Raw genomic sequence first — 16,080 nt, forward strand, 5'->3', positions numbered from 1 at the left:
TCTTATTCCGACTGAAGCCTGGTCAGCTCTGCCCGGAGCTCCCTGATCTCGGCAAGCCAGCTCGCCTCGTCCCCGGCTTCAAAATCTTCGGCTGATAAGCCCAGTAATTCCTGAATCCGATATTCGAGCTCCATTCGCCGATTGTCCTTCTCCGTATTCCCCCTGATCACACCGGTCCGCGAGGCCTGTTCCTCCTCCTCATCCACACTTCCCTCAAACCAAACCGGAGCTCCCCCAGGCTTCAGCGTGAGCAGCCGGTTCGCGATTTTGCGCACCAGATACCGGTCATGGGATACGAGCGCAATCGCACCCGGAAAGCTCACAAGCACTTGTTCAATCACCTCGCGGGTATCCACATCCAGGTAATTCGAGGGTTCATCCAACACGAGCAGATGCGCCCCGCTGAAATACAGCTTGAGAAAAGCCGTTCTGCACTTCTCCCCCATGCTCAGCTGCCCCATCTTCTTAAACACATCGTCCCGCCTGAAGAGGAACGAGCCCAGCAAGGTACGCGCACGGCTCTCCGTCATTCCCGGAATGACGAGCAGACTGTCCAGCAGCGTGGTTTCGGGTTCCAGCCCCTCAAGTTCCTGTGAGAAATAACCGATCTTAACGGAAGGATTTCGGGTAATTCGGCCCTCCTGCGGTTCGATTTCGCCCAGCAGCAGCTTGAGCAGTGTCGTTTTCCCGCTCCCGTTAGGGCCTCTTACGGCCAACCGGTCGCCGCGGTTCAGATAGAAGGTGAGCTTATTAAAAAGCGGTTGATCTTCGTAACCAAAACAGATGTCCTTCACTTGGACAAGGGTACGGCCGCCGAAAGCTTCCCCTTCCAGCTCCATGTTCAGCTTAGGACCGCTTCGCGGTTTATCCACCCGCTCTGCTTCCAGCCGTTCCAGCGCTTTTTCCTTGGCATGATATCTTGAGATGTTCTTCTTGGCCTTGGCCTTGTAAAAGCTGGCGGTGATCTTGACGTCATTTACGTCCCCGGCCGCGTTATGCGCTTTATGGAACCACTCCTCATATCTTCGGATCGATTCCTCCAGCGCTTTGCGGGCCAGCTCCTGTTTCCGGTAAAGCGTCTCTTGTTCGCGCAGCTCCCGTTCCTTTTCGCGGCGGTAATCCGTATATCCTCCCCGGTAACGCCGAAGTTCCTCCGAGGTCAGCTCACATACGGAGGTTGCTACCCGATCGATGAATTCCCTGTCATGGGAAACAAACAACACAGTGCCTTTATAGGACGACACCAGCCACTGCTCCAGCCAGACCAAGCTCTCGCTGTCCAAATGGTTCGTGGGCTCGTCGAGCAGTAAAAATTTCGGTGCCGATACAAAGAGCCCTGACAGCATGACCTTCGTCTTCTGGCCTCCGCTCAGCTCGCGGTAGGATACAGGCCACACCTCTGGCCCGATGCCCAGCATCGTCATCGCTTTCTCCACCTCGGTCTCCCACTGGAAACCGTTCTGGGACTCGTAACGCTCCAGCAGATTGCCATATTGCTCAAGCAATTGTTCCATTTCGACAGGGCTGCCGCCATTCATCTGCTGCTCGACGCCGGCAAGCTGAAGCTTCAGCTGCCATAATGAAGGATGACTGCGGCTGCGCACTGTATCGATGGCACTCCTATTGATTTTGTCCGGCTCATCCTGCTGCCTGAGCCAGCCCCAGCGCTCCCGCGGGAGAATCGTCTCCACAACGCCCGAGGTCGGTTCGAGCTCGCCGGCCAGAATCGAGAGAAGCGTGGTTTTACCGGTACCGTTGCGCCCGTACAGCGCAATCCGTTCTCCTTCCGCCACCTCCAGCTGAATGCCTTCAAACAGCGGCCTTCCTTGGAGCTCCATACTTATATCTTTCGCTTTTAGAATCATAGTCATATCGTCTCATCCTCTCTCTTTGAAAAAACTAAAAAACCGCAAGCGATGGCCTGCGGCGGATGTTATAAAGAGAGATATGGGTCTGATCTGAATGAACGGGACGAATTTGCACGACCGACACTAACTTCGGCTGTTCATTCCAGTCCAGCCTTGACTGCTATTGAAATGAAGCTCAATAACCTCGCCGTTAGCGGAAGCTGCAAATCCGTTCCATGGATGTGATTGTATTTCGTTAGAGTACCATTTCAACATAACAAAAAGAGGCACCCCAGTCACATTGTTCAGACACACCAAATCTCTCCTCTACCGCCGTAGAGAAACGCCTGCAAACCACATGCAGTTGTTTAGAGAAAAGGGTGTCTTACTTCATTGGACTAGGTTACCTCGCATTCTTGGAATGAAATTATGGTCATTATAACAGATATTCTGCGCTTGTAAAAGGGGTAAACTCATCTCGCCCGTGTCGGTCAACACTGCCGTCAACCGTCTGGATGACCAGATCTTTGCAAGGGCTAATGTCGCTCCTATATTTCGTCGTCGACCCATACCGTGTTCGGAGACACGTTATAAGGGCCTAGCTGCTTCGGAGAAAAGGAATACGGCGAGTGTTCATCCTTCAGCCACATATTCCCCTTGATGATGAAGATATACGCGGCGATAACAAAATAAACCGAGCCCAAAATCCAATCCCAGGCACTTGCCAGATTGTAACTAACGATATGATAGATATACCAGCCGCCGATCGGAAAATGAAACAGCAGGACGGCGCCCAAGCCGGGATTGTATATCGTTTTTGCTTTGATGTTGGCAAATATGCCGTGCCAAATAAATTGGAAAAAGCCCATGAAGACGGGGGCAAGACCAAGCCAGATGAGATGCGGGACAAACACGGGAAGAAGGTAAAACATATAAGCGATGCCGAGGTTGATGATCATAGCAGACTGCGTATTCAGCGGATAGCGTTCCGGATGCTCGCTTCGAAAAATGACGCCGTTAAACAACCCTCCGAAATACCCCGGCCACCGATATTCTTCGAATTGATGCACCAATATCGCCACAAAGCTGAGCCATAAAATGATTTCGATTTCCGGCATGAGACTCCCATTGACCAACAATCCAATGCATACAAAGAAGGCGACAACGATGCCCAGATCCTGCCAATAATCCCTTAGAAATTTCATTTTCCTCGCTCCTTTGCTTCTCCATGTTCAGGAAAGTAGCGCTCAAACAAAAAATCGATTTGCCGGTCGATGGGAGCAGGCTTGACCCCGGCTCCGGATTCGAGCAGCGGCTTCATTAATGCAGGGAGAAAAATGGCGCCGAAAATTTGCGTAACCATCATCATTAACGATTCCGGCCGTTCCTCCCCCGTGATCTCTGTAAACACCTTTTGAAGCTTATGAAATCCAGTTGCTTGCAAAAATTCCCCATACTCATGTTGGGACGCGAACATCGCCGAGCCGGCCGCTATCGTGTGCAGCACCAGCTCCGGATATTGCTGAATGACCTGAACGTAACGGGTTAAAAATAATTTCAATCGCTCCTTCGGTGGCACAGACACGTGATCGAGCACATCGAAGGTATCCCGGAAGCCGATCAGCAATCCCTTGATCGCCTCGTTGATCAGCTTGTCTTTCGAGCCAAAATAGTAATTGACAAGCGCGATGTTGGCGTCGGAACGGGAAGCAATCTTGCGAATCGTAACACTGTCGAATCCTTCCCGCTTGATTACGTCTAGTGTCGTCTGCAAAATCTTCTCTTTGGTGTCATTGCTGTGGTCTGGCGATGCCATCGAACCCCTCCCTATCTATCCTGATGCAAACAATTTATTAAACGTTGTTTAAAACACTGTTTAATGAGAGTCTACCACCCTTTTTATGACAAAGCAATCGTTAGAATTCTCCTGAAATTCCCCGCCAACGCGGTAAAAAACTGTACTTTTGCAGCATATTAAGTCGCTAGCCCTTCATAGGGGGCATTGGCAGCGCTCTACCGGCAGCCCATCAAGCTTCGGTTAGATAAGCGCATCGTTACAGCAAAAAAAGTCCTTGTTCTTTCAAGGACTTTTTTGTATGTATGGTGCTTGTTATAGGAATCGAACGGGAAATCGAAAGTTCGTAAATTCGGATTTGCGCAAACAAAAAACCCTTGTCACCAAGGGTTTTCGTTCTAACTATAAGCGGGTGATGGGAATCGAACCCACGCTACCAGCTTGGAAGGCTGGAGTTCTACCATTGAACTACACCCGCACATATACCTACAAAAGTGACGCTATGCTTCGGAGCATATTTTGATTACTTTTGCGAGGCCCTAATTCATAAGCGAATCGGGACGACACGATTTGAACATGCGACCCCCTGGTCCCAAACCAGGTGCTCTACCAAGCTGAGCTACGTCCCGATAATGAAGATGGCGTCTTTTGAAGACAAAAATAAATATACCATGTCGAACATATAATTTCAACATGTATTTTATGGAAAATGGATCGCCCGTATATTAAAGCAAACAGCATCCTGCCCAGGAGGGAAGGATGCTGTTTTACCTTGACCTGATATGAGGGCTGTGAAAGCACCTTGCCTATTTTTTGTCGAAGGTCACTTCCGGTGTCGTTAATTTATCATAAAAATCCACAATTTTGTCTTTATCCTCCGAAGCACGGAGTGCCATGGCGGAGCGCGGATGTTCGTCCAAGGTGCCTGTAATCATGTAAGGCATGATATAACCCCACTCTTCTTTTTCGCGAAGAGGGATCATGTAGCGCTCGATAATATCCAGTACCGGACGCAGCTCATACTTCGTGCCTTTCAGATGGGTAACCAGCAGCTCGGTCGGGCAGTTGCCGGCTGCACGTCCCATACCGTACACGGATGCATCCAGAAGCTCAACGCCAAGATCTGCAGCAACCAGCGTGTTGGAGAACGCCAGCTGCATGTTGTTATGGGTATGAACGCCCAGACGTTTGTTCGGCAGATGCGTCTTGAACTTATTTACAAGATATTCCATATCTTTATGATCAAGGCTTCCGTAAGAATCGACGATGTACACCACATCCACGACGCTCTCCCTGATCAGCTCAAAAGCTTCCAGCAGCTCATTCTCCATCACGTTGGAGAGAGCCATGATGTTCAGCGTAGTCTCATAACCACGATCGTGGAAGGTCTGTACCAGCGCAAGCGCCTTATCCACGTCTTTGATGTAACAAGCGACACGGATGAGATCCAACAAGCTTTCCTCGCGTGGCAAAATATCGTCTTCATCCACACGGCCGATATCTACAAGGGCGGACAGTTTGGTCTTGCCTTTATGAGGAATCACTTCTCTGAGGAAATCATCATCCAGAAAACGCCAAGGGCCCGCCTGATCAGCGCCTTTCAGCAGTTTAGGCGAATTTTTATAACCAATTTCCATATAGTCCACGCCAGCCTCATTCAGGCCCGCATATAAATTTTGTACGAATTCCACACTAAAATCCCAATTATTGACCAGTCCGCCATCGCGAATGGTACAGTCTACAATCTTTGTCTGACTACTCTTAATCATTCTAAGCTAAACTCCTCTCGGCAATTTTTCTCTTCATCATACTTGAATGCCGGTTGAAAAGTAAAGCAAAAACGTCCGAAAGACGGACGTTTTTCTAAGGGATATGGGACTCCCACTGACATCTTCATTTCATAGCAAGCGATTCAATCCATGACGACCTGGACCTGCTTAAGAATCCAGTCGGTGATGGTGCGAACGAGCACACCCGTTGCCCCTTTGGGATCCACGCCCCGCTCCTTGGATAAGTAAGCCGTACCTGCTATGTCAAAATGCACCCAGGGCAGCCCATCAGCAAATGTCCCCACAAAAAGACCACCCGTTATCGTCCCGCCTTCTCGGCCCGTCTGATTTCGTAAATCCGCCACCTCACTCTTCAATTTATCCCAGAACTCCGGATAGGATGGAAGCGGCCATATTTTTTCGCCGGCCCTCCGAGATGAGGTAATAAGCTCTTGCAAAAAGGTCTCATCATTAGTTACGGCCCCAGTGGCTATATCCCCAAGAGCCGAAACGACAGCACCTGTCAATGTGGCCACATCAATCAAACGCGAAGCCCCGAGCTGCTTGGCATAAGTTACTCCGTCCGCAAGCACAATACGTCCCTCAGCATCCGTATTCAATACTTCGATGGTGCGACCGCTCAGCGTCGTGACAATATCGCCGGGTTATGATAAGCTGCCTTGTAATGTCCACTTCATGCGATCTTCTCCTCCTAAAAAAGAAAAAGCCATTCCATCGGAACAGCTGCTCTCGTATTTAATTCAGGCATGAATCGTACATTCTTATACTTCCGAGACGTCCAATTTAGGAAATGTAATCACAAACTCCGTCCCGCTACCAACCTGACTATCCACGGCAATCGAGCCTCCATGATTTCTAATAATACTGTAACTCACGGATAATCCCAGCCCCGTTCCGCTCTCTTTCGTTGTGAAGAATGGATTGAACAGATGGTTCAATGTATTCTGATCCATGCCGCCACCGTTATCCGAAATGCAGATGTTGATATGTTTCCCCGTATCGCGGGCGGAAATATCAATCACTCCGGTGATATTCTCATCATGATGCTCATTAATCGCATCCAGGGCATTTTTAATAATATTCAGAATCACCTGTTTGATCTGCTTCACATCCACGGAAATAAACGCAGGTGGGGTCTTATCAGTGTGCAGAATAATTTGGCATCCCTTCATTAAGGCTTCACTTTCAGTTAGTAGAACGACTTCCTTCAATAAAGAGGATACGGACACAATCTTGGTTTCTGGAGCAGAGGGTTTGGAGGAATTTAGAAACTCATATATAATATCATTCGCACGATCGATCTCCGTAAGGATAATTCTGGCATATTCGTCCTTACCTAAGCTTACGAGATGTGGACGAAGCAGTTGGATGAAGCCACGGATGGAGGTCAGCGGGTTCCGTATCTCATGGGCAATGGATGCCGAGATCTTTCCCAGCATGGCCAGCTTATCGTTCTGATAAGCGGTTTGCTCAATTCGTTTGAAGTCAGATACATCCTTCACGCTGATTAGAAAATCGCCTTCCATCTGGTCGCCATAAGTCATGGTGATCAACCACGATCTGCCATATTCATCAACCAGTTCATGAAATCTCTTGCGATGGAATACCGTTTCCCGGAAAATGCGAAGTATTTTTCTCTTCTTGAATCTGGAGAGCTGGGGATGACGCAATAGTTGGGTCAGCGTACAGCCAGTCAGCGATTTACGGGATACACCTAATAATTTTGCCATCTGTACATTAACAAATGCCAACACACCGTCACTATCAAAGAGGATGATCCCGCTGTCGAGATTCTCCAGTATGTTCTCATACTTGTTCCTAATAAGCTGGCTGGAATGAAAAGAACGAATAGCCTGCAGCTCAGATTCACGGATTTGACTCAACAAGATGGCTCCCCCTTTTCTTGAAAAGTTGAACTCACCAAACCGACAAAAAACCTTGCAATAATCAGCTTGTCCGCCTTTGAATCAGAAGCAGCCCGAATCTGCTTCCTTCCATGATAGTCATCGAGACAAAGAAACGTCAATCAGAAATCCTGTCGAAAAATGGGAAATTGCATAAAAATACCATCCTTAGTTCTTATGTATTTCTGTTTATGTATTGTATCTAACCCCTATTCCCAAACAATTAAAATAAATATTACCCCCTTTGATTCCATTTGAAACATTAAAAAAGCCCCGAATATTCACGAGGCTTTATTAATTCCTGTTAAGGTTGCTTCTGGAGCCGGAGCCTGCGCTGACTCATCACGGCAAGTCGTCTTTTCAGTTCGCCCTGCCACTTCTCATCCTCCATCCATTTGGCAACCACCAGGAGATCTAACGACATATCAATCTGACTCTGAACCACCGTTAGCGGATCCTCCGACTCCCGGTTGACAACATTCTCAAAAATCGCGTCCTCATCTTCCATCACATAATCCTGAAAATCCACCTGGGATGCTCCGTCACCATGGGCATATTCGGCCAATATTTCATACTCATTCTCAACCCGATGGTGTACTTCGACGCGATGGCAGACCGGACAAGACAGCAGGGGAACATTATGTACTTGAGTGCGATAATGCTTCAGTGTACCCTTTGTACCCATCATACTAGCCCCACAGCAAAAACTCATATCGTTCACCCTCCTTTTGTGGATTCTCAACCGTTTCAAAATATTGTATTCGCTTTCACTCCCGCTAATTCCTTCATGAAAAAAACCTCGATTAAAAATTTAGGCACGATTCCCTATGCTTAAGTCTGTAAGCCTATATATTTATTATATATCAACGCAAGAGCGGTTCTCTAAACAAGAGTCTTCCCCGATTTCATCCAATAAAAACAGAGGTGAAAAAACCCCCATTACCTGCACATAATGTCAGATAATGAGGGTTACCTTAACTTTAACGAAATGGGATTACAGGTTGCTGTCGCCTGGTTTCCAGTTCATTGCGCACAATCCGCCGGATTGAAGTGCTTGGAGAACGCGAAGCGTTTCTTCTACACTGCGGCCTACGTCGTTATGGTTAACAACTTGATATTTCAATTCGCCTTCTGGATCGATGATGTACAAGCCGCGCAGAGCAACGCCTTCTTCTTCGATCAGAACACCATAGTCTCTTGCTACATTTTTGGTGATGTCGGAAGCCAGTGGGAAGTTCAATGCTCCCAGACCATTAGCTTCTTTAGCTGTGTTGATCCAAGCTTTGTGGCTGTGGATAGAGTCAACACTTACACCCAGAATTTCAGTATCCAATGCTTTGAATTGATCGTAAGCATCGCTGAGAGCCGTGATTTCAGTTGGACATACAAAAGTGAAATCAAGCGGATAGAAGAAGAATACGAGCCATTTGCCGCGGTAGTCGGACAGGCTTACTTTACCAAAATCTTTACCGTCTCCTGATACAGTTTCCATTGTAAAATCAGGAGCCGCTTTACCAACCAAACGTTCTGCCATGATTGAATTCCTCCTTAACATATGTAAGAAAATACGAGTATTTTCTACATGCTATGTTCCTATGAACATTTAATAGAAATGTTATCATTGAGGCTAATCAAAGTCAAGATTGTAAAGGTTACTTTATTATAATTATTATAAATAAGGAGTTTCTTTGAACGAATGCTTCTTCTATTAACGGATAGCCGCGGCGATCAAATCGCCCATTTCTGTCGTGCTGAGCGCCTTGCTCTTATCCACCGCAATGTCAGCTGTCCGATGTCCGGCATCAAGCACCTCGGCAACAGCACGTTCAATTGCGTCTGCCGCATCCTCGTAGCCGAACGTGAGGCGGTACATCAGCGCGACGGAAAGAATCGTTGCAATTGGGTTTGCCAAGCCTTGACCGGCAATGTCCGGTGCCGAACCGTGTACCGGCTCGTACAGACCGAAAGCTCCTTCACCCATGGATGCGGATGCCAGCATACCGATGGAACCTGTCAGCATCGCTGCTTCATCGCTTAGAATATCGCCGAACATGTTCTCGGTTACGATCACGTCAAAGCTGGACGGACGACGCAGCAGCTGCATCGCGCAATTGTCTACCAGCACATGCTCCAGCTCCACATCCGGATATTCAGGAGCGATGCGGTTTACGGTTTCGCGCCACAAGCGGGACGTTTCCAGCACGTTCGCTTTATCGACAGAAGCCAGCTTCTTCCGGCGCTTCTGTGCAATCTCGAAGGCTTGATGAACGATGCGCTCTACCTCCGCCGTGTTGTATACACAGGTATCTACCGCTTCTTCCCCACCAGCACCTTCGCGTCTGAACTTCTCGCCGAAGTATATACCTCCTGTCAGCTCACGAACGACCATCAAGTCGGTACCTTCGAGAACTTCAGGCTTCAATGTGGACGCATCTTTCAAGCAATCGAAAATGACAGCCGGACGCAGGTTGGAGAACAAGCCAAGCTCTTTACGGATGCCAAGCAATCCGGTTTCCGGACGAAGCTCCTTCGAATTGTTGTCCCATTTCGGTCCGCCCACCGCACCCAGCAATACAGCATCAGCACTTTTACATACATTCAGCGTTTCTTCTGGCAGCGGCGTCCCTTTCTCATCAATGGCAATGCCGCCAAACAGCGCGTGTTCCGTCGTAAATGAATATCCGAACACCTCTTCAGTACGTTTAATGATCTTCTCCGCTTCCGCCACTACTTCAGGGCCGATGCCGTCTCCGGCAATTACCGCGATTTTTTTCGTTTCTGCCATTCTTCGTCACTCCTTATTTATATATACACTGGTCGTATTTAATCATCTAGTTACTGTTGTAACATACTTTCCCCTCGATTGACCAAGATATAGAAACTATGAACTTAATTCGTTTTGCCTATAAGTAGGGGGAATGTGATCAGAGAGAAAATTGCTTCGAAGACTTAAAGTGAAGCTCGAAGACTTAATGCAAAGCTTCGAAGGACTTAATGTGGGAGGCTCCGAGTACGTATCGTTCCTCCAATCGCTGTTGTCGCCGAATTTCTGGATTGTATTCTAGGGGTTGAAATTCGGCTCCAAAGGCGACCGCTTCGCTTTTCCGGAATCGATTCGTCCTCTCCGCTGCTTTGAAGTTAATGGATTGGCGTGCCTCCGGAGAAGAGCACATCTCCCTAACCACAAGGGTGGTGGGAGGTAGAAGAGCCGCCCTATGCATAAAGCATGGGGCGGCTCTTGAAGGTAACATCTTGGAGGGGCTTGGTTACTCCTAGGCTTTCCTTTTGCTGCGTGTTTCTTGTTCCTACCACTTGCCTTTACTCATGCTTCTTGCTTCTTTAAAATTCACGTTCCCCCACGCCATTAGGTGCTTTATGCGAGAGCGGTTTTTGCGAGACTTAGAAGACTTAATCTGGGAGGCTCCGAGTACGTATCGTTCCTCCAATCGCTGTTGTCGCCGAATTTCTGGATTATATTTTAGGGGTTGAAATTCGGCTCCAAAGGCGACCGCTTCGCTTTTCCAGAATCGATTCGTCCTCTCCGCTGCTTCGAAGCTAACGGATTAGCAGGCCACTGGAGATGAGCGCATCTCCCTGACCACAAGGGTGGTGGGAGGTCGTAAGAGCCGCCCTATGCATAAAGCATGGGGCGGCTCTTGAAATTACCACGGTCTCCTGCTACTACTTTTCATCCCGCTTCTGCCTTTGGGAGAACTCCAGGAAGAGAGAAGGAATATTACAAGTCGGCTTGTTGAAACAACTCGTGAAGATCAGGTACCTGAATGGGGTGCTTCTTCTGGTAATCGTTGAACAGTCTTTCCTGAAGCTCGTAATAACTGTCCATGCCCTTCATGCTCTCGTCCGACAAGATGCTCTGGATAAGTCTGCTGTTGTATAGCGAGGTTTCATAGGCTTCATATAGCTCATCACTGTTCCAAAAATCTTCTTCCGTTTTACCCGAAATGCGGATACGGTTCTCCATGATATAACGAATCAACTGGTCATGCTCGTTATTCGGGTCAGCTTCATCCAGCGCTGTTTTCTGAAAATCGATGGCTTTTCTGACTTCTTCAGAAGATACGATAACACCCGACTGTTTGGAATAATTAACCATCAACTGGGTAGTAACCATATCCTGCAGCAATGCGGCATCGGAGGGCAACTCTTTAAGTTGATTCAGGACATAAATTAATTCTCTATTTTTCTTGGCAAATACATATTCGCCCAGCGATATTTTCACGTCTTCATTCTCTAAAACCCAAGTAGAACCTGAATAATTCTGGAGTTTGTCTTGAAGTTCTTTCACGGAGTCAAAGGTTTCCCGAATGATCTGTTTGTTATTTTCCAATAACGATATGGACTGAAGGTCCGGCGGCTTTGTGATGGGCCCGGCGGACTCAACAAAGCTTGTGTTTTGGAGTTGTGCCGGAGTACAAGCGCTAATCAACAGTGTTAAGGTCAATAAAGCATACAATAAAAATTTTCTAAAAAAAATGGTTCGATCCATCTTAGCTCCCCTCTTGAAACAGTCATCATTATAATTAACGTTACCCCACGTCATTAGTTACATTTTTCTGCCAATACGCTACAATAGTGGTGAATTTGTCTTATACCCTAAACGACCAAGGAGTGATCATCGATTATGAAGTACACTGCTCTAGGTAAATCCGGTATGAAAGTAAGTCGATTATGTCTGGGGACGATGAATTTCGGTCCTGCCACGGATGAAAAAGAAGCCTTCCGCATCATGGATGCAGCGCTTGACGCCGGCGTCAACTTCTTCGATACGGCCAATGTCTACGGCTGGGGCGAGAACTCCGGGCTGACTGAAACCATTATCGGACGCTGGTTTAATCAAGGCGGAGGCCGCCGCGAGAAAGTCGTTTTGGCTACCAAATTCTATGGCTCCATGAGTGATCCTCTGGATGGCCCCAACAATGAAGCCGGACTATCAAGCTATAAACTGCGCCGTCATCTGGAAGCATCGCTGAAGCGTCTGCAAACAGATCATATCGAGCTGTACCAAATGCATCACGTGGATCCTTCTGTCACATGGGACGAGTTATGGGGAGCTTTTGAGGTTGCGGTTCATCAAGGAAAAATCGGATATGTCGGATCCAGTAACTTTGCGGGCTGGCAGATTGCGGTTGCACAAGCCGCAGCTCAGAGCCGGCACTTCCTTGGCTTGGTTTCCGAGCAGCATAAATACAGTCTAACTTGTCGATTGCCGGAACTCGAAGTGCTTCCCGCTTCACAAAAGCTCGGACTCGGCGTCATTCCATGGAGCCCGCTGGACGGTGGACTGCTGGGACGCAATGCGCTTAAGAAAATAGAAGGCACACGCAGCGGAGGCAATGCGGAACGCGTGGAGAAGTATCGCTCGCAGCTGGAACAGTTCGCGGCACTCTGCCAGGAGCTGGGCGAACCGCAGGACAATGTCGCCCTTGCTTGGGTACTTAAGAACCCGGCGGTTACGGGACCAATTATCGGACCGCGCACGCTGGAGCAATTCGAAAGCTCCCTGCGCTCGCTTGAGATTGAACTCGATGAATCCGTGATGAAGCGTCTGGATGAAATCTTCCCGGGTCCGGGCGGCGCGGCTCCGCAGGCCTACGCCTGGTAAGATTCGGCTTTTCGCTTCGATGCCCAAATGAAACGCTGTCTTATCTCGTCGATCAGCTGCATCAAGCCGGTATCGGCGCACTGCAATGAGGCGTTAAGAGCTCGGTGCAAGTGTCTTGATACCAGCATTACACGTCTGGCCAACAGTTTAATAAAACAATTAAAAGTGGAGCCGCTTTAACAGCGGCCCCTCTTTTTCATGGTATGCTCCTTCAGCGCTCACACTGCGATCAGAGCTCCCATCACGCCAAGTATGGATTACAGCGTAGCGCGCTCGCGCTGGCTGAACGTTTTGCGTTTCTCGATCAGGACGTTAACCGCATCCACGTAAGCTCGTGCACTCGCCTCCAAAATGTCCGTGCTCAAGCCGCGGCCTTGTGCTGCCACGTCGTTCTGCGACAGCACCACATGCACCTCGCCTTGAGCATCCTTGCCATGCGTAACCGACTTGATGGAATAATCCGCAAGCGTAACCTCTTCTCCGGTCACCTTGTCGATCGCGTTATAGATCGCGTCCACGGAACCGTTGCCTTCGGCCTCTCCCTCAATCGTCTGCTCCGCAGTCGCAATACGAACCCGCGCCGTCGGCGTAGATTCATTGCCGTAAGCAACAAAGATTGTTTCCAGCTTGAACACTTCCGGCGTATCGATCAGTTTCTCTTCCAGCAGAGCCAGCAGATCCTCATCGGATACTTCCTTCTTCTTGTCGGCCAGCACTTTGAATTTGGCGAATGCATCATTCACCTGTTCTTCGCTCAACTCATAACCCAGATCCAGCAGCTTCTCCCGGAAAGCATGGCGGCCGGAGTGTTTGCCTAACACCAGCTTGCTTTCTTTGAGCCCGATGGACTCCGGCGTCATAATTTCGTAGGTCGTCTTCTCTTTCAGCATGCCGTCCTGATGAATGCCCGATTCATGAGCGAATGCGTTCGCGCCGACAATCGCTTTGTTGCCCGGTACAACCATACCGGTCAGCTTGCTCACAAGGCGGCTCGTGCGAGCGATTTCCGTCAGTACCAGCCCCGTCTTCGCTCCGAAAAACTCGGAACGCGTCTCCAGCGCCATCGCAATTTCCTCAATCGCGGTGTTACCTGCACGTTCACCGATTCCGTTGATCGTTCCTTCGATCTGATCGGCCCCGTTCAGAATGGCGGCAAGGGTGTTCGCCGTCGCCATGCCCAGATCGTTATGGCAATGCGCGCTCAGCTGCACCTTCTCGATGTCCGGAACATTTTCCTTCAAGTATTTGAAGATGGCCCCGTACTCCGAAGGATTCAAATAACCCACGGTATCCGGAATGTTCACGACATTGGCTCCTTCACGCACAGCCATGCCGACAACCTCTGCCATGAAATCCAGCTCCGTCCGGCCGGCATCCTCCAGGGAAAACTCCACTTTGGAAAAGTATTTCTTTGCATAACGGATCGAGGCCTGCGCCGTTTCCAGCACCTGCTGCTTCTCCATCCGCAGCTTAAACTTGCGGTGAATCGGGGAAGTGGCCAGGAACACATGAATGCATGGATCCTGTGCTCCCTGAAGCGCTTCGCGAACCGCATCGATGTCACTCTCTCTGGAGCGTGACAATCCAATGACCGTGACGTCCTTAACCGCGCGTGCCACTGCGTTCACAGCAGCAAGGTCACCGGGTGACGCCGCTGGAAACCCTGCTTCCATGCGGTCGATTTTCAACTTTTCAAGTTGAAGGGCAATTTCCACCTTTTCCCGAGTGTTCAAATTCACGCCAGGAGATTGTTCTCCATCTCTCAGCGTTGTATCAAAGACATAAATCTTTCGCATGTCGGCACCTCCTTGAAGTTTATCGCTTGACGTAAACATCCGGCGGCAGGTTGACTTAATCCCCTGCCGCCGGCTGCTTAATCTAACGGGTCCCGTGCAGCAGCATCATCCATCTCATGCTTGACTGCTCTATACCCGGAAGAATTCCTTATGAATTCTATATATTCTTATTTCTTGATCCAATGCATCATTTCACGAAGCTCGGCACCAACCACTTCAATCGGATGCTCGGACTCGTTGCGGCGGGTAGCGGTCAGGAACGCGCGTCCCGATTGGTTCTCAAGGATAAAGTCGCGAGCGAATTTACCTTGTTGAATATCGGAAAGGACTTCTTTCATTGCCTTCTTCGTATCTTCGGTCACCACACGCGGGCCTGTTACATAATCGCCGTACTCCGCCGTGTTACTGATGGAGTCGCGCATGCTTGCAAGACCACCCTCATAGATCATGTCTACGATCAGTTTCAGTTCATGCAGACACTCGAAGTATGCCATTTCCGGAGCGTATCCAGCTTCAGTCAACGTTTCGAAACCGGCTTTAACCAATGCGGATACACCACCGCACAATACCGCTTGCTCACCAAACAAGTCTGTTTCGGTTTCTTCGCGGAAGGAAGTTTCGATAACGCCTGCACGAGTACAACCAATACCTTTGGCATAAGCAAGACCGATCGCCTTAGCTTGTCCAGTTGCATCTTTCTCGATTGCGATCAATCCAGGTACGCCAAAGCCTTCAACATACGTACGACGAACCATGTGGCCCGGGGATTTAGGTGCAACCAGAAGGACATCGTTGTCTTTAGGAGCTACGATTTGACCAAAATGAACGTTGAAACCGTGGGAGAACATCAGTGCCGCGCCTTTTTTCAGGTTTGGCTCGATATCGTTCTTGTACACCGCTGCTTGCGTTTCGTCCGGCATCAGGATTTGTACTACATCTGCACGGCTAACAGCTTCGGCTACAGGAAGTACTTCGAAACCATCGTTTTTCGCTTTGTCGAACGACTTGCCTTCACGAAGGCCAATGACAACCTGAAGTCCGCTGTCGCGCAGGTTTTGCGCTTGCGCATGACCTTGGCTTCCATAACCGATAACCGCGATCGTTTTGTCTTTCAACACGCTGAGTTCTGCATCTTGTTCATAATAAGTAGTAATTGCCATTTGTATAAGTCCTCCTTTGATTTTAAAGACCCTTCATGATGAGCGGGTATCTCAATAGACCGATCCCTTTTCCGATCTGCTGAGACACCCGCTCATGTCATGCAGGTGTCTAACGCTTATATTGCAATAACTTTGTCATCCGGATAAAAGAAAAACGTAAAATCA

General features: G+C 48.9%; 12 protein-coding genes, 2 tRNA genes and 1 pseudogene. 1 reads left to right on the top strand and 14 read right to left on the bottom strand.

Annotated elements, in window-relative coordinates:
• Positions 1–2: 2 nt before the first annotated feature.
• The 12 genes and pseudogenes from abc-f to AB4124_RS03420 all read right to left on the bottom strand — a co-directional run bounded on the left by abc-f (position 3) and on the right by AB4124_RS03420 (position 11,843).
• Entirely contained in the window at positions 3–1,871 is a 1,869-nt protein-coding gene (gene abc-f / locus AB4124_RS03365; protein ID WP_441971140.1) for a ribosomal protection-like ABC-F family protein, read from the bottom strand.
• A 524-nt stretch (positions 1,872–2,395) separates the two neighbouring features.
• Positions 2,396–3,052, bottom strand: a complete 657-nt coding sequence (locus AB4124_RS03370; RefSeq protein ID WP_441971142.1) for an HXXEE domain-containing protein — start codon at positions 3,050–3,052, stop codon at positions 2,396–2,398.
• Positions 3,049–3,663, bottom strand: a complete 615-nt coding sequence (locus AB4124_RS03375) for a TetR/AcrR family transcriptional regulator (protein WP_441971143.1) — start codon at positions 3,661–3,663, stop codon at positions 3,049–3,051. The genes AB4124_RS03370 and AB4124_RS03375 overlap by 4 nt, the downstream gene beginning before the upstream one ends.
• A gap of 386 nt (positions 3,664–4,049) precedes the next feature.
• Positions 4,050–4,120: transfer RNA gene (locus tag AB4124_RS03380), tRNA-Gly, on the bottom strand.
• 77 nt (positions 4,121–4,197) lie between these two features.
• Positions 4,198–4,271: transfer RNA gene (locus tag AB4124_RS03385), tRNA-Pro, on the bottom strand.
• Between the two features lie 177 nt (positions 4,272–4,448).
• Positions 4,449–5,411 carry an aldolase catalytic domain-containing protein gene (locus AB4124_RS03390; protein WP_213643481.1) on the bottom strand — a complete coding sequence of 321 codons (963 nt, stop codon included), beginning with the start codon at positions 5,409–5,411 and terminating at the stop codon, positions 4,449–4,451.
• Positions 5,412–5,554: 143 nt separating this feature from the next.
• A pseudogene (locus AB4124_RS03395) lies at positions 5,555–6,076 on the bottom strand (leucyl aminopeptidase); the annotation flags it as partial.
• 117 nt (positions 6,077–6,193) lie between these two features.
• Positions 6,194–7,318 (bottom strand): ATP-binding protein, encoded by a 1,125-nt coding sequence (locus AB4124_RS03400; protein WP_076324534.1) that lies wholly within the window; start codon positions 7,316–7,318, stop codon positions 6,194–6,196.
• Between the two features lie 322 nt (positions 7,319–7,640).
• Positions 7,641–8,048 carry a hypothetical protein gene (locus AB4124_RS03405; RefSeq protein WP_015737147.1) on the bottom strand — a complete coding sequence of 136 codons (408 nt, stop codon included), beginning with the start codon at positions 8,046–8,048 and terminating at the stop codon, positions 7,641–7,643.
• Positions 8,049–8,330: 282 nt separating this feature from the next.
• Complete coding sequence (locus tag AB4124_RS03410; protein WP_009593058.1) at positions 8,331–8,870, bottom strand: peroxiredoxin; 540 nt, start codon at positions 8,868–8,870, stop codon at positions 8,331–8,333.
• Between the two features lie 174 nt (positions 8,871–9,044).
• Positions 9,045–10,121: a 3-isopropylmalate dehydrogenase gene (gene leuB, locus AB4124_RS03415; protein ID WP_076324535.1), complete on the bottom strand. Its 1,077-nt coding sequence runs from the start codon at positions 10,119–10,121 to the stop codon at positions 9,045–9,047.
• Positions 10,122–11,072: 951 nt separating this feature from the next.
• Complete coding sequence (locus AB4124_RS03420; protein ID WP_430106606.1) at positions 11,073–11,843, bottom strand: hypothetical protein; 771 nt, start codon at positions 11,841–11,843, stop codon at positions 11,073–11,075.
• 135 nt (positions 11,844–11,978) lie between these two features.
• On the opposite strand from AB4124_RS03420, the gene AB4124_RS03425 reads away from it, so the two are divergent.
• Positions 11,979–12,959: an aldo/keto reductase gene (locus AB4124_RS03425; protein ID WP_430106609.1), complete on the top strand. Its 981-nt coding sequence runs from the start codon at positions 11,979–11,981 to the stop codon at positions 12,957–12,959.
• Positions 12,960–13,216: 257 nt separating this feature from the next.
• Here the strand turns inward: AB4124_RS03425 and AB4124_RS03430 are convergent, their stop codons facing one another.
• Together AB4124_RS03430 and ilvC are read right to left on the bottom strand one after the other, a co-directional pair.
• Positions 13,217–14,755, bottom strand: a complete 1,539-nt coding sequence (locus AB4124_RS03430; RefSeq protein WP_076324538.1) for a 2-isopropylmalate synthase — start codon at positions 14,753–14,755, stop codon at positions 13,217–13,219.
• 167 nt (positions 14,756–14,922) lie between these two features.
• On the bottom strand, positions 14,923–15,915 hold the full coding sequence (ilvC, locus tag AB4124_RS03435; RefSeq protein WP_009589347.1) for a ketol-acid reductoisomerase: 993 nt from the start codon (positions 15,913–15,915) through the stop codon (positions 14,923–14,925).
• Positions 15,916–16,080: the final 165 nt, after the last annotated feature.

Origin of the sequence: Paenibacillus sp. 2KB_20 (assembly GCF_052115765.1) — a bacterium.
GTDB lineage: Bacteria > Bacillota > Bacilli > Paenibacillales > Paenibacillaceae > Paenibacillus_AQ.

Bases quoted from the DNA above. Each gene is read 5' to 3' on its own strand.
- abc-f (WP_441971140.1), bottom strand. From the start codon at position 1,871: ATGACTATGATTCTAAAAGCGAAAGATATAAGTATGGAGCTCCAAGGA.
- AB4124_RS03370 (WP_441971142.1), bottom strand. From the start codon at position 3,052: ATGAAATTTCTAAGGGATTATTGGCAGGATCTGGGCATCGTTGTCGCC.
- AB4124_RS03375 (WP_441971143.1), bottom strand. From the start codon at position 3,663: ATGGCATCGCCAGACCACAGCAATGACACCAAAGAGAAGATTTTGCAG.
- AB4124_RS03390 (WP_213643481.1), bottom strand. From the start codon at position 5,411: ATGATTAAGAGTAGTCAGACAAAGATTGTAGACTGTACCATTCGCGAT.
- AB4124_RS03405 (WP_015737147.1), bottom strand. From the start codon at position 8,048: ATGAGTTTTTGCTGTGGGGCTAGTATGATGGGTACAAAGGGTACACTG.
- AB4124_RS03410 (WP_009593058.1), bottom strand. From the start codon at position 8,870: ATGGCAGAACGTTTGGTTGGTAAAGCGGCTCCTGATTTTACAATGGAA.
- leuB (WP_076324535.1), bottom strand. From the start codon at position 10,121: ATGGCAGAAACGAAAAAAATCGCGGTAATTGCCGGAGACGGCATCGGC.
- AB4124_RS03420 (WP_430106606.1), bottom strand. From the start codon at position 11,843: ATGGATCGAACCATTTTTTTTAGAAAATTTTTATTGTATGCTTTATTG.
- AB4124_RS03425 (WP_430106609.1), top strand. From the start codon at position 11,979: ATGAAGTACACTGCTCTAGGTAAATCCGGTATGAAAGTAAGTCGATTA.
- AB4124_RS03430 (WP_076324538.1), bottom strand. From the start codon at position 14,755: ATGCGAAAGATTTATGTCTTTGATACAACGCTGAGAGATGGAGAACAA.
- ilvC (WP_009589347.1), bottom strand. From the start codon at position 15,915: ATGGCAATTACTACTTATTATGAACAAGATGCAGAACTCAGCGTGTTG.